This window comes from Amaricoccus macauensis (assembly GCF_014201905.1).
GTDB classification, from domain to species: Bacteria; Pseudomonadota; Alphaproteobacteria; order Rhodobacterales; family Rhodobacteraceae; genus Amaricoccus; species Amaricoccus macauensis.
On the sequence record NZ_JACHFM010000003.1, the window covers coordinates 472,704 to 491,061 of the forward strand.

The following is an 18,358-nucleotide window of genomic DNA, read 5'->3' on the forward strand; positions in this document are numbered from 1 at the left end:
GCTAGCCATCCGTCCCGCCAAAGTCGGAGCGCACGATCCCGTGGCGCTTCAGCTTGTCGTAGAAGGTCTTGCGCGGCACCCCGAGCGCCTCGACCGTGGCGCGCACATCGCCCTGATGCCGCGCGAGCGCATCGCGGATCAGCCTCGCCTCATAGCGGTCGACGAGCTCGTGCAGCGTCCCGTCCGGCGCTTCAGCGGGGCTGGCGGCCTCCGGTTCGGTGGCCGCGGGCTCGAGGCCGAGTGTCACGCGATCGGCGTAGTGCATGAGCTCGCGCACGTTGCCCGGCCAGTCGTGGCGTTCGAGATGCTGGCGGATCGCCGCGGTGATGACCGGAACCGGGCGGCCGAACCGCTCGGCCGCGCGTCGGGCGAACAGCGCGAAGAGCAGCGGCGCGTCGGCCTTGCGCTCGCGAAGCGGCGGGATCGGCAGCGTCACCACGTTCAGCCGGTAGTAGAGATCGGCGCGGAAGTCGGCGCGCGCCGCCGGGCTGCCGAGGTCGACCTTGGTCGCCGCGACGATGCGCAGGTCGAGCCGCCGCTTCTCGTTGGTGCCGAGAGGCTCGACCTCGCGGGTCTCAAGTACCCGCAAGAGCTTCACCTGAATCGCCGGAGGGCAGGATTCGATCTCGTCGAGGAAGAGCGTCCCGCCGCTCGCGTGCTCGATCCGGCCGATCCGCCGCTTGGCCGCCCCGGTGAAGGCGCCGGCCTCGTGGCCGAAAAGCTCGCTCTCGAGCACCGTCTCGGGCAGGGCGCCACAGTTCAGTGCCACGAAGTTGCCGCTGCGCCCGCTCCAGCGGTGCAGGAGTGCCGCGACCACCTCCTTGCCGGAGCCGGTCTCGCCGAGGACCAGCACATCGACCGCCGCGTCGGCCACCTGACGGATCGTGTCGCGCAGGCGCTTGATCGCGGGTGTCTCGCCGACGAGCGGGGCGTCCTCGCCGATCTCTGCCGCGGCCTTGCGCAACCTGCGGTTCTCGAGCACCAGCTGCCGCTTCTCGGCAGCCCGCGCGACGGCGCCCGCGAGGCGCGCCGCGTCGAAGGGTTTCGCGATGAAGTCGTAGACCCCGTCGCGGACGGCCTGCACCGCGAGATCGACATCCGCATGGCCGGTGACGAGGATCACCGGGATCTCGGGATCGATGGCCCGCAGCCGCTCGAAGAGATCGAGCCCGCTCATGCGCGGCATCCTGATGTCCGAGACGACCGGGCCGGCGAAGTCCGGCCCGAGCGTCGCGAGAGCCGCCGCGCCGCTGTCGAAGACCTGTACGGCGAAGCCCGCGAGCTTCAGTGTCTGTGCCGTCGCCCGGCGCAGATCAGGATCGTCATCGACAAAGACGACCGGTCCCCTGCCACCAACACTGACGCCGCCGGCACCGCCACCAGCCGCAGCGCCGGCGCTCCCGCTCACGCCGCCGCCCCGCGTGCATCCGCCGAGGCGCGTTGCAACTCGAGCACGAAGGTCGCGCCCGGCCCGTCGCCGGGCTCGAGCGCGAGACTGCCGCCGAACTCGCGTGCGAGATCGCCGGAGATCACGAGGCCGAGGCCGAGCCCGGTCTCCTTCGTGGTGCTGAATGGCATGAAGAGGCTCTCCCTCATCCGCGGGTCGAGCCCGGGGCCGTTGTCCGCGACCCGGATCGTCACCCGCTCGGGCGTCGCGTCGATCGAGAGGACGATGCCCGGGTCCGGTCGGCCCCGCAGCGCGTCCAGTGCATTGGACAGGAGGTTGACGAGGATCTGCTCCAGCCGGATTTGTCCGGCGAGGACCGTGAGCCCCGGTCGCGGCGGGGGGCGGTCGATGCGCACGCCCGCGTCGCGGATCCGCCCGGCAAGCAGCGCCAGCGCCCCGTCGATCGCCTCGTCGACCGCCACCGCCCCGATCGGTGCGGTGCCGCGGCGTGCGAAGCCGCGCAGCATCCGGGTGATCCCGCCGATCCGCTCGGTCACCCGCACGATGGCGCCGAGATTGTCGCGCGCCTCGCCCGCGTCGCCGGCGTCGAGCAACTGCTGGCCGTTCTCGGCGTAGGTGCGGATCGCCGCGACCGGCTGGTTGATTTCATGGGCGACGCCGGCAGTGATCTGTCCGAGGATCGACAGGCGGTTGGCCTGGGCGAGTTCCTCGCGGACCCGGCGGACCCTCGTTTCGGCCGCCTCGCGCTCGGCCACCTCCTCGGCGACACGGCGCTCCAGTTCGAGGTTCATTACCGCCAAGGCCCGGGCGAAGCGCCGGCGGCGCTGGAGCCAGACGAGGCCGGCGCAGGCGAGAAGGCCGGCGAGCAACGTCATGAGCGCGGCATTCCGCGCCGCCCGGCCGAGCGCCGTGTCGACCGGGACGTAGATCGAGAGATGCCAGTCCGGCGCCGCCGATCCCACCGGCGAGCCGGCGCCGGCATAGCGCGCGGCGCGCCCGTCCGTGGCGGTCCGGCTCAGGAGATAGAGCCCGTCCGCTTCGACCACCACCGGGATCGCAGGCTGCGCCGTGTCGTCCGCGCCCGGCACCTTGCCGAAGCGCCACTCCGGCTCGGTGGTTGCGATCACCGTCCCGGCTGCATCGCTCGTGACGACGACGAAGCCGCCGGAACGCCACCGCGCTTCGAGTTCGTCGAACTCGACCTTCACAACCACCACGCCGAGGGGACCGTCCGGGCCATCGACGCGGCGCGTGAGGTAGAGCCCGGGCCGGCGGCTGACGGTGCCGAGGGCATACTGCATCGCCGTCCCTCTCTCCATCGCCCCGATGAAGTACTCGCGGAAGCCATAGGACGAACCGACGAAGCTCTCGGGACGGTCGGCATTCGATGCGGCGATCGCCATGCCGTCCTTGTTGACCACGTAGAGCACGGCCGAGCCCGCGTCGGCGGCGATGTCCGCGAGCTTGGCGTCGAGCCGCTCCTCGGCGGCGAGCGACGGGGCCAGAAGCAGCGCTGTCACCTCCGGGTCGCGCGCGAGGACCAGCGGGATCAGCCGCTGCTTCTCGATCACCGCTGACAACGCCGCATCCGCCAGCGGCAGCGCCGCTTCGGCACGCTGCACGAAATCGGCCGCGGCCCGCGAGCGCGCCACCTGCGCGGCGAGGAGAGAGAGCCCGATCAGCACGGTGAGGCCGAGCGTCAGGATGACCGGCCGCCGCGACCAGGCCCGTTTCGTTGCCGCCTCACTCGCCATCAAAGGTTTCCCCCCGGGGGGAGGGTAGTGCGGGAATCGGGTCGGCACCAGCCCAACATGTGCGGATTTCCGCACGCCGCCATCCGGCGGTCCATCGGGCAAGTAACTGTGAATACGCAACAATGCGGTTGTGCCAAAGTTGGCACGAAGTGTGCTTTTGGTGGGGAAGGGCCGGCCTTGGCGGCGGGTCCCCAGAAACGGTCCACGCGGAGGAGCGAGATGCAGATTCCCCACCACGCCGGCGCGACGATGGCGCCAAAGCCGTTCTACCGGCAACTCTACGTCCAGGTACTGACGGCGATCGTGCTCGGCATCACCGTCGGCCACTTCTGGCCCGAGATCGGTGCCAGCCTGAAGCCGCTCGGCGACGCCTTCGTGAAGCTCGTGAAGATGATCATCGCCCCGGTCATCTTCCTGACCGTCACCACCGGCATTGCCGGCATGTCGGACCTGAAGAAGGTCGGCCGGGTTGCCGGCAAGGCATTCGCCTACTTCCTGACTTTTTCGACCCTCGCGCTCATCGTCGGCCTGATCGTCGGCAACGTCGTCGCGCCGGGTCACGGCCTCAACATCGATCCCGCGACCCTCGACGGTGCGGCGGTCGCCGACTATGCCGCGAAGGCGCATGACACCTCGATCGTCGGCTTTCTGACCGGCATCATCCCGTCGACGGTGGTCGGAGCCTTCTCGAGCGGCGACATCCTGCAGGTGCTGTTCTTCTCGGTGCTCTTCGGTATCGCTCTCGCGGCGGTCGGCGAGCGCGGCGCCCCGGTCCTGAACTTCCTCCAGGCCGTCACCGCGCCGATGTTCAAGCTCGTCGAGATCCTGATGCGTGCGGCTCCGGTCGGTGCGTTCGGTGCGATGGCCTTCACCATCGGCAAGTATGGCATCGGCTCGGTCGTGAACCTCGCCATGCTCGTCGGCACCTTCTACCTGACCGCGCTCATCTTCGTGCTCGTGGTCCTCGGCGCGGTCGCCCGGCTCAACGGCTTCTCGATCCTGAAGCTCATCCGCTACCTGAAGGAAGAGCTGCTCCTCGTCCTCGGCACCTCGTCGTCCGAGGCGGCGCTGCCCTCCCTCATGGAGAAGCTCGAACTCGCCGGTGCCAAGCGTTCGGTCGTCGGTCTCGTGGTTCCGACCGGCTACTCGTTCAACCTCGACGGCACCAACATCTACATGACGCTGGCGGCGCTCTTCATCGCCCAGGCCTGCAACATCGACCTCTCGCTCGGCGACCAGATCCTGCTGCTCCTCGTCGCCATGCTCTCCTCCAAGGGTGCCGCGGGCATCACCGGTGCGGGCTTCATCACCCTCGCGGCGACGCTCTCGGTGGTTCCCTCCGTGCCCGTCGCCGGCATGGCGCTCATCCTCGGCGTCGACCGCTTCATGTCCGAGGTCCGCGCGCTCACCAACTTCGTCGGCAACGCGGTCGCGACCCTCGTCGTCGCCCGCTGGGAGGGCGAGCTCGACCAGACCCGCCTCAACGCCGTCCTCGGCGGCAAGGTCCCGCTCGACGATGAGGGCATGCCCGCCCACGAGCCGATCACGGCCTGATCACCGCACGGCTGATCACTGCCGGAGCTGACGCTCCCGACATCGGAAGGGGTCCGGCATCGCGCCGGGCCCCTTCTTCCATGCGGGGTTCCCGATGCGGCTTGATCCGGCCCGCTCGCCCATGCTCTGGTCGTCGGCATGACAGACATTCTCGATCGACTCGGTCTCACGGTGCCGCTCCTGCAGGCGCCCATGGCCGGGGTCACGACACCTGCGATGGCGGCCGCGGTCTCCGAGGCGGGTGGGCTCGGCGGGCTCGGGCTCGCGTCGTCCACGGCCGATGCCGCGCGCATGGCGATCGCCGAGACCCGGGCACGAACCGACCGCCCGTTCAACGTCAACTTCTTCTGCCACGTTCCCGCCCGTCGCGACGCGGCGGTGGAGCGCGCGTGGATCGCCCGCGCCGAGCCGCTTTTCGCCGGCTTCGGTGCCGCACCGCCGGAGGAGCTTCGCGAGATCTACCGGAGTTTCCGCCACGACGACGATGCGATGCTCGCGCTCCTCCTCGAGACCCGGCCCGCGGTTGCGAGCTTCCATTTCGGCCTGCCGCGCCCGGACCAGCTTGCCGCCCTGCGCGACGCGGGCATCATGCTGCTGGCGAGCGCGACCTCGCTTGACGAGGCCCGCGCGATCGAGGCGGCGGGCCTCGACGCGATCGTGGCGCAAGGGTGGGGTGCGGGTGGTCATCGCGGCATCTTCGATCCCGACGGCCCGGACGAGCGGCTCGAGACCGAGGCGCTCGTCGTGCGCCTCGCGCGCGAGTGCCGCCTGCCGGTCATCGCCGCCGGCGGCCTGATGGATGGCCGGGACATTGCCCGGGCGCTCGGCTGGGGTGCGGTCGCGGCGCAGCTCGGCACGATCTTCGTCGCCTGCTCCGAGAGCCTCGCCGACGCGGCCTATCGCGCGCGCCTGCTCGCCGGCGGCGAGACGGTGATGACCCGCGTCATCTCCGGCCGGCCGGCACGCTGCCTCGCGAACCGCTTCACCGACTGGGGCAGGGACGCGCCGGACGACACGGTCGCGCCCTATCCCTGCGCCTACGACCTCGGCAAGGCCCTGAACGCGGCCGCGGTCCGCGCGGGAGAGACCGGCTTTGGCGCGCAATGGTCCGGCGTCGGCGCCGCCCGGGCCCGGGTGCTGCCCGCCGGCGAGATCGTCGCCGCGCTGGCCAGCGAACTCGGTCAGGCCGGCTGAAACCGGAAGAGCGCGACACGGACGCCAGCGAGCCTTTGCCTTCCCCCGTCCGCCGGTGCTAGACGCGATCGCGCGAGGCAAGAGGGACCCCATGATGACCACTCTCACGGCGCCAGCCCCGGCAGGGGTCGATACGATCACCCTCCGCCGCCCGGACGACTGGCACATCCACCTGCGCGACGGGCCGATGCTCGCCGCCGTCGTTCCCTACACCGCGGCGCAGTTCGCCCGCGGCATCATCATGCCGAACCTCGTGCCCCCGGTGACGACGCCGGCGGCCGCGAGCGCCTATCGCGAGCGCATCCGCGCGGCGCTGCCCGAGGGCTCGGATTTCCAGCCGATGATGACCTGCTATCTCACCGACGCGACCTCGCCCGACGAGATCGAGGCGGGGTTCACGCAAGGCATCTGGATCGCCGCCAAGCTCTACCCGGCCGGTGCCACCACCAATGCCCATCACGGCGTCACCGACATCCCGGCACTCGCCCCGGTGCTGGAGCGCATGGAGAAGATCGGGATGCCGCTCCTGATCCACGGCGAGGCGACCGACCCCGCGATCGACATCTTCGACCGGGAGGCCGCGTTCATGGAGGCCTCGCTCCTGCCGCTCCTCGCCCGGCATCAGGGGCTGAAGGTCTGCGTCGAGCACGTCACCACCGCCGAGACCGCCGACATCGTGCGCGCCCACGCCGGCCGGGTCGCCGCGACGATCACGCCGCACCACCTGATGATCAACCGCACCTCGATCTTTCAGGGCGGTCTGCGCCCGCATCTCTACTGCCTGCCGGTCGCGAAGCGCGAGCGCCACCGCCTCGCGCTGCGCAAGGCCGCGACCGGGGGCGAGGCCTGCTTCTTCCTCGGGACGGACACCGCGCCGCATCCGAAGGGCGCGAAGGAGAGCGCCTGCGGCTGTGCGGGCGTCTTCCTCGGTCCGGTCGCCTTGCAGTGCTACGCCCAGGTCTTCGACGAGGAGGGCGCGCTCGATCGCTTCGAGGCCTTCGCCTCGCTGAACGGCGCGCGCTTCCACGGGCTCGAGCCGAACACCGGCACCGTCACCCTCAACCGCCGCGCAGAGACCGCGCCCGAGACCATCCGGGCAGGCGAGGATGAGGTGGTCGTCTTCCGCGGCGGCGAGGCGCTGCCCTGGTCGCTCGGAGAAGTCACGCGATGAACGATATCCCTGAAGCCCCGGTCTTCGTCCCTGCCGCCCGGGTCACCCGCATCCGCGTGTCGCCCACCGTTGCGGCCGCTGCGCGAGCGCGCGAACTCAAGGCCGAGGGGCGCGACATCGTCGACATGACCGCCGGCGAGCCCGATTTCGACACGCCCGAGCCGGTGCGCGCCGCCGCGGTGGCGGCGATCGAGGCGGGGCAGACCCGCTATACCTCGACGAACGGCACGCCGGAGTTGCGCGCCGCGATCCGTGCCGACTTCAAGCGGCGGCTCGGTCTCGACTATGCCGATGGCGAGATCACTGTCGGTGGCGGCGGCAAGCCGGTGCTCTTCGTCGCGCTGATGGCGAGCCTCGACGAGGGCAGCGAGGTCATCGTCCCCGCGCCCTACTGGGTGAGCTATCCCGACATGGTGCTGGCGAACGACGGCACGCCCGTCATCGTCGAGTGCCCGGAGAGCGACGGCTTCAAGCTGACGCCCGAGGCGCTCGAGGCGGCGATCACGCCGAAGACCCGCTGGCTCATCCTGAACTCGCCGTCGAACCCGACGGGGGCGGCCTATTCGCGTGCCGAACTCGAGGCGCTCGGCGCGGTGCTCTTGCGGCATCCCCAGGTCTGGGTGCTCTCGGACGACATCTACGATCAGGTCTGGTTCAGCCCCGAGCCGATGACCACGATCGCCGCCGCCGTGCCGGCGCTCAAGGGGCGCACGCTGCTCGTCAACGGCGTCTCCAAGGCCTACGCCATGACCGGCTGGCGCCTCGGCTACGGCGCGGGACCCGCGCCGCTGGTCGCGGCGATCAACAAGCTCCAGTCGCAGATCTCGTCCTGCCCGTCCTCGGTCAGCCAGGCTGCGGCGACCGCGGCGCTTTCCGGCAACCAAGGCTTCGTCGAGGAGGCGTGCGCCGCTTATCGCGAGCGCCGCGACTATGCGGTTGCACGGCTTGCGGCGGTGCCGGGGCTCACCTGCCGGATGCCGGACGGGGCGTTCTATCTCTATCCCGGCTGCCCCGGCGCCATCGGCAAGCGCACGCCGGAGGGCAAGCTGATCGAGAGTGACGAGGATTTCGTCCGCTACCTCCTCGACAGTGTCGGCGTCGCGGCGGTCCACGGCGCGGCCTACGGGCTTTCGCCGTATTTCCGCCTGTCGATCGCCACCTCGCTCGCGACGATCGAGGCGGGTTGCGACCGCATCGAGGCGGCGATGAAGGCGCTGGCATGACCTCCTCGCGGCTCTTCGATCTCACTGGCCGCCGGGCGCTCGTCACCGGGTCGAGCCAGGGGATCGGACTGGCACTCGCCGAGGGCCTCGCGGCGCACGGCGCCGAGGTGATCCTGAACGGCCGCACGGCCGCGCGGCTCGAGGCGGTGGCCGCGTCGCTCTGCGAGACCGGCCACCGGGCGGAGGTCGCGGCCTTCGACGTGACCGACCCCGAAGCCGTGGCGCGCGGTGTGGCGGAGGTCGAGGCGGCGGGCGCGATCGACATCCTGATCAACAACGCCGGGATGCAGTTCCGCGCGCCGCTCGAGGACTTCCCCCACGACAGGTGGGACGAGCTGCTGCGGACCAACGTCTCGAGCGTCTTCTACGTGGCGCAGGCGGTGGCGCGGGGGATGATCGCGCGGGGACGCGGCAAGATCATCAACATCGCCTCGGTGCAGAGCGAACTCGCGCGGCCGGGGATCGCGCCCTACACCGCGACCAAGGGGGCGGTCAGGAACCTCACGCGCGGCATGGCGACCGACTGGGCAAAGCACGGGCTGCAGGTGAACGCGATCGCGCCGGGCTATTTCCGCACGCCGCTCAATCAGGCGCTGGTGGAGAACCCGGAGTTCTCCGCCTGGCTCGAGAAGCGCACGCCCGCCGCGCGCTGGGGCGAGGTGGCCGAGCTCGTGGGGGCGGCGGTGTTTCTCGCGGGGGATGCCTCGTCGTTCGTGAACGGTCACACGCTCTTCGTGGATGGCGGCATCACGGCGAGCCTCTGAGAACGCCTGCCGCCGGGGAGGACTGCCATGCGTGCCGTAGTCATTCACGGCCCCCGAGACCTGCGCGTGGAGGAGCGCGCGCCCGAGGCCCCCGGCCCCGGCGAGGTCGAGGTGGCGATCGAGGCAGGCGGCATCTGCGGCTCGGACCTGCACTACTATCACCACGGCGGGTTTGGCGCGGTGCGGGTCCGCGAGCCGATGATCCTCGGGCATGAGGTGGCGGGCCGGGTGGTCGCACTCGGGGACGGCGTCGAGGGGCTGGCGCCCGGCGACCGGGTGGCGGTCTCGCCGAGCCGGCCGTGCGGGGCCTGCCGCTACTGCCTCGAAGGCTTGCCGAACCACTGTCTCAACATGCGCTTCTATGGCAGCGCCATGCCGTTCCCGCACATTCAGGGGGCGTTCCGCGAGCGGCTGGTGGCGGTGGCCAGCCAGTGCCACCGGGTTGCCGACGGTGTGTCGGCGGCGGAGGCGGCGATGGCGGAGCCGCTGGCAGTGACGCTGCACGCGGTGGCGCGGGCGGGCTCGCTTCTCGGGGCCCGGGTGCTCGTCACCGGCTGCGGGCCGATCGGGGCGCTGGTCATCGTCGCGGCGCGGGTCTTTGGCGCGCGGGAGATCGTGGCGACCGACGTGGCCGAGCCGGTCCTGGCCGTCGCCCGGGCGGTGGGGGCGGACCGGACGATCAATGTCGCGGCGGAGCCGGAGGCGCTCGGGGGGTACGGAGCGGACAAGGGCAGCTTCGACGTGCAGTTCGAGTGCTCCGGCAACGACCGGGCCGTGGCGAGCGGTCTGGAGGTGCTGCGGCCGCGCGGGACGCTGGTGCAGCTCGGCCTCGGGTCCGGGGCCATGGCGGTGCCGATGAACGTGGTGACCGCGAAGGAGATCGAGGTCCGGGGCTCGTTCCGGTTCCACGACGAGTTCGGGCTCGCTGTCGATCTCATCAACCGGGGCCGGGTCGATCTCGCGCCGCTCATCACCGGGGGCTATCCTGTCGAAGAGGCGGTTGCGGCCTTCGAGGCGGCGACCGATCGCAGCCGGTCGATGAAGGTGCATCTGGCATTCGGGTGACGCTGCGCAGAGTTGCGTTGATCGGACAAGCCGTGGGGCGACCGAAGCGGGCGCGAGCCCGCGAGTTCCGGCCCGACAAGCGCGCAGATTTCTGCGGGAGGATGCCATCCGGCCGTGGCTGCCCCGGCGGGCGCGGAATCGCGCCTGCCCCCCGCAGGGGCAGTCGCGGACGGATTTGTCGCGGGACAAATCGATCCGGTTTCGTCGTTTCGAGGGGTGGGAGGAGGAGCGCTTCCGCGCCGCTCCGTCAAGCCGGGGAGAGTGCGCGCACCGGGTCGAGGCGGGAGGCGCGGCGGGCGGGGAGGTAGCCGAAGACGACGCCGATCGCCATGGAGGCGGTGACCGCAAGGACGATGGACTGCGCCGAGTAGATCAGCCGGAAGTTCTCGCCGAAGGCGGTGAAGAGCCCGCCGGTGCCGAAGGCCGCGCCGACCCCGAGGGCGCCGCCGAGGGCGGAGACGAGCACTGCCTCGATCAGGAACTGCCGCTGGATGTCGCTCCGCCGCGCGCCCACGGCCATCCGCACGCCGATCTCGCCGATCCGCTCGCTGACGGAGACCAGCATGATGTTCATGACGCCGATGCCGCCGACCATCAGGCTGATGACCGCGATCGAGCCGATGAGCAGCGCCATGGTCTGGGTGGTGGCGGTGATCGTCTCGCGGATTTCGTCGGTGTTGACGATGAAGAAGTCCTGCCGCCCGTGGCGCTCGGCGAGAAGCGCCGTGGTGGCGGCCTCGGCGGCGGCGGGCTCCACGTCGTCGGCGACGCGGAGCGTGATGCTGCGCAGCACCCTAGAGCCGAGAAAGCGCGTCTGCACCGTGGTGAACGGCAGGTAGACGTTGAGGTTGTCGTTGCCGCCGAAGCCCTGCCGGGGATTGACGATGCCGACGACCCGCACCGGAACGCGCCCGACGAGGAGCACGTCGCCGATGGGCGCGCTGCCCTCTCCGAAGAGCGTGTCGCGCGTCCGGGTGTCGATCACCGCCACCTGCGCCCGCCCGGCGACCTCCTCGGGCGTGAAGAGCCGGCCGGCGGCCAGGGTGATGCCGCGGGCGTCGAAGAGGCTTGCCGCCGAGCCGGTGACGGTGGCGGACGAGGCGTTCGCCGCGTGGCGCAGGGTCGCCGAGGTCTGCACCGTCGGCGTGACGGCAGCGGCGTAGGGTTGCAGCGCCAGCGCGTCGGCGTCGGCGACGACGAGGGTGCGGATGCGGCCCGAGCGCACGTCGCCCATGTCCTCGCCGGGGAAGATTTCGAGCGTGCTGGTGCCGAGGCCGGAGATCGAGGCCAGCACCTGCTGCTGCGCGCCGGTGCCAAGCGCCACGACGTTCACCACCGCGGCGATGCCGATGATGATGCCGAGCATGGTGAGAAACGTCCGAAGCCGATGCGCCGCCATGGCGACGACGGCCATGCGGAAGCTCTCGACCAGACCGGTCCAGAGGGCGGCGCTGGCCTTCTCGGGGGGATGCGTCGGGGGCAGGCCCGGGGTCACCGGCCGCGGGACGCGGTGATCGGCGACAATGACGCCGTCGCGGATCTCGATGATGCGCCCGGCGCGGCGGGCGACGTCCATGTCGTGGGTGACGATGATCACCGTGCGGCCGGCGGCGTTGAGCTCGTCGAGGATCGTCAGGACTTCCTCGCCCGAGTGGCTGTCGAGGGCGCCGGTCGGCTCGTCGGCGAGGATCACCTCGCCGCCGTTCATCAGCGCGCGGGCGATCGACACCCGCTGCTGCTGGCCGCCGGACAGCTGGCCGGGGCGGTAGCCGGTGCGATCGCCGAGGCCGAGGCGGGTGAGGAGCGCCTGCGCCCGGCTGCGGCGGGGCTCGGGGGCAAGGCCGGCGTAGACGCCCGGGATCGCCACGTTGGCCTCGGCGGTGAGTTCCGCGAGCAGGTGGTAGCGCTGGAAGATGAAGCCGAAGGTCTCGCGCCTGAGGGCCGCGCGCTCGTCGTTGTCGAGGCTCGCCACGTCGCGGCCGCGCACGCGGTAGGTGCCCGCACTCGCCACGTCGAGGCAGCCGAGGATGTTCATCAGCGTCGACTTGCCCGAGCCCGAGGCGCCGACGATCGCCACCATCTCGCCGGCGTTGATCTCGAGGCTGACGTCGCGGAGCACCGCGACGCGGTCTTCGCCGGAGGGGAAGGACTTCCAGACGCCGTGAAGGGCGAGGAGGGGGGTTGGCATGGGGATCAGAAGCCCATGGGCGGGCGCATCCGCCGGGACATGCCGGGCGCGCCGCCCGTCCCGTCGCTGCCGCTGCCGAGGACGACGCGCTCGCCCTCGGTGAGGCCGGAGCGGATTTCCGCGGTGGTGCGGTCGTCGAGACCGACCTCGACGTCACGGCTTTCGGTGGTGCCGTCGGCCCGCGCCACGCTGACGCTGGCCCGTCCGTCCGGGGTCCGGGCTGCGAGCGCGGCCGAGGGGATCGTCGGCACGGCGGTGGCGCGGTCGAGGACCACGTGGACCTCGGCGGTCATGTAGGTGCGGAGCCGCCCGTCCGGGTTCGGCACCGAGAAGACGCCGTTGTAGTAGATCGCCTCGCTGGAGGTGGTGGAGACCGCGGCGCTCGACGAGCCGGTCAAGAGCGTGTCGGAGGTGATCGAGGTGGGTGCCGGCGCGATCGCCGTCAGGCTCGCGGCGTGGCGGACGTCGGGCTCGCCGAGGATGGTGAACCAGACCTCCTGTCCGGGGTGGACGTGGACGACGTCGGCCTCGGAGATGCCGGCCTCGATCGACATGGTGGCAAGCTCGCCCATGACGACGATGGTCGGCGTCGTCTGGGTGGCGTTCACCGTCTGGCCCTGCTGGGTGACGACGGCGAGGATGGTGCCGTCCTGCGGCGCGGTGATGCGGGTGTAGCCGAGATCGACCTCCGCGTCCTCGACCGCGACCTTCGCGGACTCGATCCGGGCGCCGAGGGCGGCGATCCGGGCCTCGGTGATCGCCACGTCAGCCTCGGCCGCGTCGACGTCGGACTGGGTGACGCCAGCGCCGGCCATGCCGCGGCGCCGTTCGAGCAGGCGCTGCTGCTGGCCGAGGGTGGCGTTCGCCTCGTCGCGCTCGGCCTCGACTTCGGCGAGGTTCGCCCGCGCGATGCGGAGCGCGTTCTGGCGCGGCACCGGGTCGATTTCGGCGATGAGATCGCCCGCCTTGACCCGGTCGCCCATGGCGACGGCGAGGGTCTCGACGCGGCCCGAGACCTGGGCGCCGATGGCGACGAGGCTCGTGGGCTTCAGGAGCCCGGTGGCGAGGACCGAGGTCTCGACGTCGCCGATCGTGACCGGCGCGGTGACGAGTGCCACCGGCGGGGCGGTGTCGGTCCGCCACCAGAGCCAGCCGGCGAGGGCGAGCACGAGGGCGAGCACGAGCGCGAGGCCCGGGCGCCAGCGTCGGGTCGGGCGGCGCCGCATGGGGTGCTCTGGCGCAGGGGGCACGGGCGCAGGGGGCACGGGCTCGGGAGGCACGGGCGCGGGAGGCACGGGCGCGGGAGGCACGGGCGCCGGGGCGGGCTCGAACGTCGGGTTCGGGAGGGGGCGGTTCATTCTGCTCGGGCGGCCTCGTTCGGTCCCCCGTCGGGGATGCTTCTCCGCGATCGGGTGCGGGTTTCCCGGACTGGAACGTGGCGGGCCGGGGATTCCGTCGCGGGTGGCGCGGTTTTTCACGTTGGCGCGTCAGAGGCTTCCACGTCCCGGGAGCCCGCCGGCTTTTTCATCGGGCGCGGGTCTGCTAGGCAGGGAGGTGGACCAGTGGAAGGGGCGTTGCCTTGGGTGGCTGGGGCGCGACGATTTCCGGGACGGGACATGCGGCGGTGCTTGCGCTGGCGGTCTGGGCATTGCCGTGGCTCCGCGCCGGGCCGGACCCGGGTGTGCCGGTGCTGGCTGTCCGGCTGGTCGAACCGTCAGAGTTGCTGGCTCCGCCGCCGGCCCCTGCACCCGCCGTGACGCCGGAGCCGGTGCCCGAGGTGGTGGCGCGGCCCGAGGCGACGGTGCCGCATCCCGAGATGCCGCCCGAGGCGCCACCGGTGGAGGGGCTGGGAGAGCGGTTCGATCCGGTCGCGCCGCTCGGGATCGGGGCGGCGCCGGAGGCGGTTGCGCCGGAGCCGGGGAGCCTCGCGCCGGAGGCGGGGGCGGTCGTGCCGGACGAGCAGTTCGGGACGGGGTTCGGCTCGGGGACGGAGTTCGGCTCGGGGCTTGGGGCGGGCTCGCGGCTCGTCCCGGGGGCGTCGGGGCGGCCGCCGGACGCGGCCGGGGAGGCGGTGGAAGCCTCGCCCGTCAGCGCCGAGGCGTATGGCGCCGGGGTGCGGGCGGCGGTCGAGCGGGCGAAGGTCTATCCGCGCGCGGCGCGAGAGCGCGGGCTCTTCGGCACGGCGGGGGTGACGTTTCTCGTTGGCCCGGCGGGCGAGGTGATGGCGCTGCGCCTCGTGCGCTCGTCCGGGGCGAAGGCGCTTGACGACGCCGCGCTGGCGGCGGTGCGCGACGCGCGGTTGCCGGTGCCGCCGGAGGGCGTGCCGCTCGGCTACGACCTTGGGATCAGCTTCACCCTGCGGGACAAGTGAGTTATCGTCACGCAAAGCAATTTCGGGAGGCGGGAACGACATGGAGATGACCGGATCGCGGCAGATTGCCGCACCGCGTGATGTGGTCTGGGCCGCGCTCAATGACCCGGAGGTGCTGCGTCTTGCCATCCCGGGATGCCAGGAACTGACCGGCAGCCCCGAGGACGGGTTTGAGGCGACGGTAAAGCAGAAGGTCGGGCCGGTGAGCGCGACCTTCGCGGGCAAGGTGTCGCTCGCGGACATCGTGCCGCTCGAGAGCTACACGATCTCCGGCGAGGGCAAGGGCGGCGCGGCCGGGCACGCCAAGGGCTCGGCGGCGGTCCGGCTCGAGGACAAGGACGACGGCACGCTGCTCACCTATGACGTGAAGGCGGCGGTCGGCGGCAAGATCGCGCAGCTCGGATCGCGGCTGATCGACGGCGCGGCGAAGAACATGGCGGACAAGTTCTTCGACAACTTCCGCGCGGCCATCGAGCCGCCGGCGGATGACGCGGACGAAACGGCGGCGCCCGAGGGGAAAAAGCCCGGCTGGTTCGGGCGGATGATCGGCCGAAAGGGCTGATCCCTTCGCCGGAGTCCGGGGCGGGCTGGTCACGGGGGCCGCGCCACTTGGCAGCGGGGGTGGCCGGCCCTAGAAGCGAGGCATGATCGCCTCACAGTCCACCCCTCCCGAATCGCATGTCCGGCGCAATGTCTGGGTGCTCGTTGCCGCGCAGGTGGTGCTCGGCTCGCAGCTTCCGGTCACGTTCATCCTCGGCGGTCTCGCCGGCCAGACGCTGGCGCCGAACCGCTGCCTCGCGACGCTGCCGATCTCGATGATCGTGCTCGGCTCGATGCTGTCGGCACCGCTGCTCGCCGGGATCATGCAGCGCCACGGCCGGCGGTTCGGCTTCATCATCGGCTCGGCGGGGGGCGGCGTCGGCTCCGCGCTCTCGGCCTTCGCGCTGGTGCAGGGGTCGTTCGGGATGTTCCTGTTCGGATCGCTGGTCTCCGGTCTCTACATGTCGGCGCAGGGATTCTACCGCTTCGCCGCGACCGACGGGGCGAGCGAGGCGTTCCGGCCGAAGGCGATCTCTTATGTCATGGGCGCGGGCCTCGCCTCGGCGATCACCGGGCCGATCCTCGTCAAGTACACCGTCGATGCGCTGGCGCCGGTGCCCTTCGCCGGCGCCTATGTCGCCGCGGCGGTGCTCAATCTCGTGGGCGTCTGGCTTTTCCTCGCCCTCGACAGCCCGCCTCCGCCGCAGCCCGCGCCTGGCAGCTCGCAGGGCCGGACCCGCATGGAGCTCTTGCGCACGCCGCGCATCGCCGTCGCGATGATCTGCGCCATGGTCTCCTATGCGCTGATGAACCTCGTCATGACCTCGACGCCGCTCGCCATCGTCGGCTGCGGCTTTGGCACCAACGATGCCGCGAACGTGGTCTCGGGCCACGTGCTCGCCATGTTCGCGCCGTCCTTCTTCACCGGGGCGCTCATCGCGCGCTTCGGGGCGGAGCGGGTGATCGCGGCGGGCCTCGTGGCGCTCGCGGCGGCGGGGGTCGTGGCGCTCTCCGGCGTCGCGCTCTGGCAGTTCTCGGTGGCGCTGATCCTGCTCGGGCTCGGCTGGAACTTCGGGTTCATCGGTGCGACGGCGATGCTCGCCGCGTCGCACACGCCGGAGGAACGGGGCCGGGTGCAGGGGATGAACGACTTCGCGGTCTTCGGCCTCGTCTGCCTCGCGTCGCTCGCCTCGGGCGGGCTGATGAACTGCATTGGCGGCGACGCGGTGACGGGATGGAACACCGTCAACATCGCCATGGCGCCGTTCCTCGCGGCGGCGGGCGGCGCGCTCATCTGGCTGGTGCTGCGGGAGATCCCGCGCCGGCGCGCCTGAGGCCGCCGGTCCGTTCGAGCCGGCCCCGGGGAGGGGCGTGCGCGGACGGACCTGTCATCTGAATTCGGCGGTGGTCCGGGGCTTTCCCGACCTCAGAGCAGCGTGCCGCTTTCGTCCTCGGGCGCCGGCGCGCGGCGCCGGGCAGGCGTTGCAGGGCGGACGGCGAGGCGGCCGTCAGCGAATTCGAGCTCGAGACCCGGCGCGCGCTGGGCGACGGCCGCGCTGGTGACGACGTTGCCCCTGAGGTCGCGCACGATGGCAAAGCCGCGGTCGAGCACGCGGGCGGGGCTGAGGCTTTCCAGGGTGCGGCGGAGGGCTTCGAGCGCCGGGCGTGCATCGCGCACCCGCGCGCCGCCGGCGCGGGCGAGGCGGTCGCCACGCGCGTCCAGCCGCTCGCGGCGCTGGGCGATGGCGCGGGTGAGACCGTCGGGCCGGAGGCCGAGGCTGGCGCGGGCGAGGCTCGCGCGGGCGCGCTCCAGTTCGAGCGCGAGCAGCCCCGGGCCGAAACGCCCGGCGGGCCCGCGCGCCATGGTGCGCTCGCGCGCGCGGATGTGGGCGAGCATGGCGTCGGGGCGCAGGCCCGCCTCGGCGCGGTCGAGCTGGCGCCGTCGCCGTTCGATGAGCAGCCCGAGAAGGCCGGGGCCGAACCGTCCGGCGGCACCACGGCTGAGCGCGAGGTGAAGGTTGCGGCTCAGCGCCTCGATGGCGCGGGGCAGGCGCTGGCTGAGCGCGTCGATACGCTGGGCGCGCTCGGCAAACAGCGCCTCCGGCCGGGGCAGGCCGCGGGAGAGGTCACGCAGGCGCTGGCCGCGCTGGTCGAGGCCGCGTCCGAGGGCGGCGCCCCGCCGGGCGTCGAGCGCGGCGACGGCCGCGACGAGATCGAGGCGCACCGGCACCGCCATCTCGGCCGCGGCGGTCGGCGTCGGCGCGCGGCGGTCGGCGGCGAGGTCGATCAGCGTCGTGTCGGTCTCGTGCCCGACGGCGGAGATGAGCGGGATGGCGCTCTCGGCGGCGGCGCGCACGACGATCTCCTCGTTGAAGCCCCAGAGGTCTTCGATCGAGCCGCCGCCGCGCGCGACGATGAGCACGTCCGGGCGCGGGATCGGCCCGCCCGGCGCGATGGCGTTGAAGCCCCGGATCGCGGCGGCGACGTCCGGGGCGCAGCGGTCGCCCTGCACCGTCACCGGCCAGAGCAGGACGGGCCGGGGGAAGCGGTCGCGCAGGCGGTGCAGGATGTCGCGGATCACCGCGCCCGACGGCGAGGTGATGACGCCGATCACCTCCGGCAGGAAGGGCAGGGGGCGTTTGCGCGCCGCGTCAAACAGGCCCTCGGCGGCGAGCGCCTTGCGGCGGGCCTCGAGCATCGCCATGAGCGCGCCGACGCCGGCGGGGGCGATCTCCTCGATGATCATCTGGTACTTCGAGGCGCCGGGGAAGGTGGTGAGGCGGCCGGTGGCGATCACCTCCATGCCCTCCTCGGGGCGGATCGCGAGGCCGCGGGCGGTGGTCTTCCAGATCACCGAGCCGAGGCTGGCATTCGCGTCCTTCAGGTCGAGGTAGATGTGGCCCGAGGCGGGGCGTGACACGCGGCCGACCTCGCCGCGCACGCGCACCCGGCCGAACTGGCCCTCGATCGTCTTCTTCACCGCGCCCGAGATCTCGGAGACGGTGAACTCCGGGGCGTTGGTGCCGGGTCGGGCGTCCTCGAAGAGGTCCATGCGCGTGCTCGTGCTTGCGGTGGCGGGGCGCGCACCATAGAACGCGGCCCCATCGAGGCCAAGCGAGCGCGCGC

14 protein-coding genes are annotated in these 18,358 nt (G+C 72.0%); 9 read left to right on the plus strand and 5 right to left on the minus strand.

Annotation, left to right across the window (positions count from 1 at the left end; all coding sequences use genetic code 11):
- Position 1: 1 nt before the first annotated feature.
- Together HNP73_RS16085 and HNP73_RS16090 are read right to left on the minus strand one after the other, a co-directional pair.
- Positions 2 to 1,408, minus strand: coding sequence for a sigma 54-interacting transcriptional regulator (locus tag HNP73_RS16085; RefSeq protein ID WP_184151897.1), 1,407 nt, complete (start codon positions 1,406 to 1,408; stop codon positions 2 to 4).
- Positions 1,405 to 3,162, minus strand: a complete 1,758-nt coding sequence (locus HNP73_RS16090) for a sensor histidine kinase (protein WP_184151900.1) — start codon at positions 3,160 to 3,162, stop codon at positions 1,405 to 1,407. Before HNP73_RS16090 ends, HNP73_RS16085 begins: the two co-directional genes overlap by 4 nt.
- 219 nt (positions 3,163 to 3,381) lie before the next feature.
- Here HNP73_RS16090 and HNP73_RS16095 point away from each other — a divergent pair, with 219 nt between their 5' ends.
- From HNP73_RS16095 to HNP73_RS16120, 6 genes are all read left to right on the plus strand, one after another.
- Entirely contained in the window at positions 3,382 to 4,716 is a 1,335-nt protein-coding gene (locus HNP73_RS16095; protein ID WP_184151903.1) for a dicarboxylate/amino acid:cation symporter, read from the plus strand.
- 138 nt (positions 4,717 to 4,854) lie between these two features.
- Positions 4,855 to 5,910: an NAD(P)H-dependent flavin oxidoreductase gene (locus HNP73_RS16100; RefSeq protein ID WP_184151906.1), complete on the plus strand. Its 1,056-nt coding sequence runs from the start codon at positions 4,855 to 4,857 to the stop codon at positions 5,908 to 5,910.
- A 91-nt stretch (positions 5,911 to 6,001) separates the two neighbouring features.
- Positions 6,002 to 7,081 carry a dihydroorotase gene (gene pyrC, locus HNP73_RS16105; protein ID WP_184151910.1) on the plus strand — a complete coding sequence of 360 codons (1,080 nt, stop codon included), beginning with the start codon at positions 6,002 to 6,004 and terminating at the stop codon, positions 7,079 to 7,081.
- Positions 7,078 to 8,304, plus strand: coding sequence for an aspartate transaminase (locus HNP73_RS16110; RefSeq protein ID WP_184151913.1), 1,227 nt, complete (start codon positions 7,078 to 7,080; stop codon positions 8,302 to 8,304). The genes pyrC and HNP73_RS16110 overlap by 4 nt, the downstream gene beginning before the upstream one ends.
- Positions 8,301 to 9,068, plus strand: a complete 768-nt coding sequence (locus tag HNP73_RS16115) for an SDR family oxidoreductase (RefSeq protein WP_184151916.1) — start codon at positions 8,301 to 8,303, stop codon at positions 9,066 to 9,068. The genes HNP73_RS16110 and HNP73_RS16115 overlap by 4 nt, the downstream gene beginning before the upstream one ends.
- A 27-nt stretch (positions 9,069 to 9,095) precedes the next feature.
- Positions 9,096 to 10,133, plus strand: coding sequence for an L-idonate 5-dehydrogenase (locus tag HNP73_RS16120; RefSeq protein ID WP_184151919.1), 1,038 nt, complete (start codon positions 9,096 to 9,098; stop codon positions 10,131 to 10,133).
- Between the two features lie 247 nt (positions 10,134 to 10,380).
- Here HNP73_RS16120 and HNP73_RS16125 read toward each other — a convergent pair whose 3' ends face one another.
- On the minus strand, positions 10,381 to 12,321 hold the full coding sequence (locus HNP73_RS16125) for a MacB family efflux pump subunit (protein ID WP_184151922.1): 1,941 nt from the start codon (positions 12,319 to 12,321) through the stop codon (positions 10,381 to 10,383).
- A gap of 5 nt (positions 12,322 to 12,326) precedes the next feature.
- Positions 12,327 to 13,547 carry an efflux RND transporter periplasmic adaptor subunit gene (locus HNP73_RS16130; protein ID WP_221288712.1) on the minus strand — a complete coding sequence of 407 codons (1,221 nt, stop codon included), beginning with the start codon at positions 13,545 to 13,547 and terminating at the stop codon, positions 12,327 to 12,329.
- A 353-nt stretch (positions 13,548 to 13,900) separates the two neighbouring features.
- Between HNP73_RS16130 and HNP73_RS16135 the strand changes: the two genes are divergently transcribed.
- From HNP73_RS16135 to HNP73_RS16145, 3 genes are all read left to right on the plus strand, one after another.
- Positions 13,901 to 14,692: a TonB family protein gene (locus HNP73_RS16135; protein WP_184151928.1), complete on the plus strand. Its 792-nt coding sequence runs from the start codon at positions 13,901 to 13,903 to the stop codon at positions 14,690 to 14,692.
- 40 nt (positions 14,693 to 14,732) lie between these two features.
- Positions 14,733 to 15,254 (plus strand): SRPBCC family protein, encoded by a 522-nt coding sequence (locus HNP73_RS16140; RefSeq protein ID WP_184151930.1) that lies wholly within the window; start codon positions 14,733 to 14,735, stop codon positions 15,252 to 15,254.
- A gap of 82 nt (positions 15,255 to 15,336) precedes the next feature.
- Positions 15,337 to 16,566: an MFS transporter gene (locus tag HNP73_RS16145; protein ID WP_184151933.1), complete on the plus strand. Its 1,230-nt coding sequence runs from the start codon at positions 15,337 to 15,339 to the stop codon at positions 16,564 to 16,566.
- 92 nt (positions 16,567 to 16,658) lie between these two features.
- On the opposite strand, the gene xseA is transcribed toward HNP73_RS16145, so the two are convergent.
- On the minus strand, positions 16,659 to 18,284 hold the full coding sequence (gene xseA / locus HNP73_RS16150; protein ID WP_184151936.1) for an exodeoxyribonuclease VII large subunit: 1,626 nt from the start codon (positions 18,282 to 18,284) through the stop codon (positions 16,659 to 16,661).
- Between the last annotated feature and the right edge of the window lie 74 nt (positions 18,285 to 18,358).

Coding starts and splice junctions, on each gene's coding strand:
- HNP73_RS16125 (WP_184151922.1), bottom strand. CDS start 12,321: ATGCCAACCCCCCTCCTCGCCCTTCACGGCGTCTGGAAGTCCTTCCCC.
- pyrC (WP_184151910.1), top strand. CDS start 6,002: ATGATGACCACTCTCACGGCGCCAGCCCCGGCAGGGGTCGATACGATC.
- HNP73_RS16090 (WP_184151900.1), bottom strand. CDS start 3,162: ATGGCGAGTGAGGCGGCAACGAAACGGGCCTGGTCGCGGCGGCCGGTC.
- HNP73_RS16130 (WP_221288712.1), bottom strand. CDS start 13,547: ATGCGGCGCCGCCCGACCCGACGCTGGCGCCCGGGCCTCGCGCTCGTG.
- xseA (WP_184151936.1), bottom strand. CDS start 18,284: ATGGACCTCTTCGAGGACGCCCGACCCGGCACCAACGCCCCGGAGTTC.
- HNP73_RS16110 (WP_184151913.1), top strand. CDS start 7,078: ATGAACGATATCCCTGAAGCCCCGGTCTTCGTCCCTGCCGCCCGGGTC.
- HNP73_RS16140 (WP_184151930.1), top strand. CDS start 14,733: ATGGAGATGACCGGATCGCGGCAGATTGCCGCACCGCGTGATGTGGTC.
- HNP73_RS16095 (WP_184151903.1), top strand. CDS start 3,382: ATGCAGATTCCCCACCACGCCGGCGCGACGATGGCGCCAAAGCCGTTC.
- HNP73_RS16145 (WP_184151933.1), top strand. CDS start 15,337: ATGATCGCCTCACAGTCCACCCCTCCCGAATCGCATGTCCGGCGCAAT.
- HNP73_RS16120 (WP_184151919.1), top strand. CDS start 9,096: ATGCGTGCCGTAGTCATTCACGGCCCCCGAGACCTGCGCGTGGAGGAG.
- HNP73_RS16100 (WP_184151906.1), top strand. CDS start 4,855: ATGACAGACATTCTCGATCGACTCGGTCTCACGGTGCCGCTCCTGCAG.
- HNP73_RS16115 (WP_184151916.1), top strand. CDS start 8,301: ATGACCTCCTCGCGGCTCTTCGATCTCACTGGCCGCCGGGCGCTCGTC.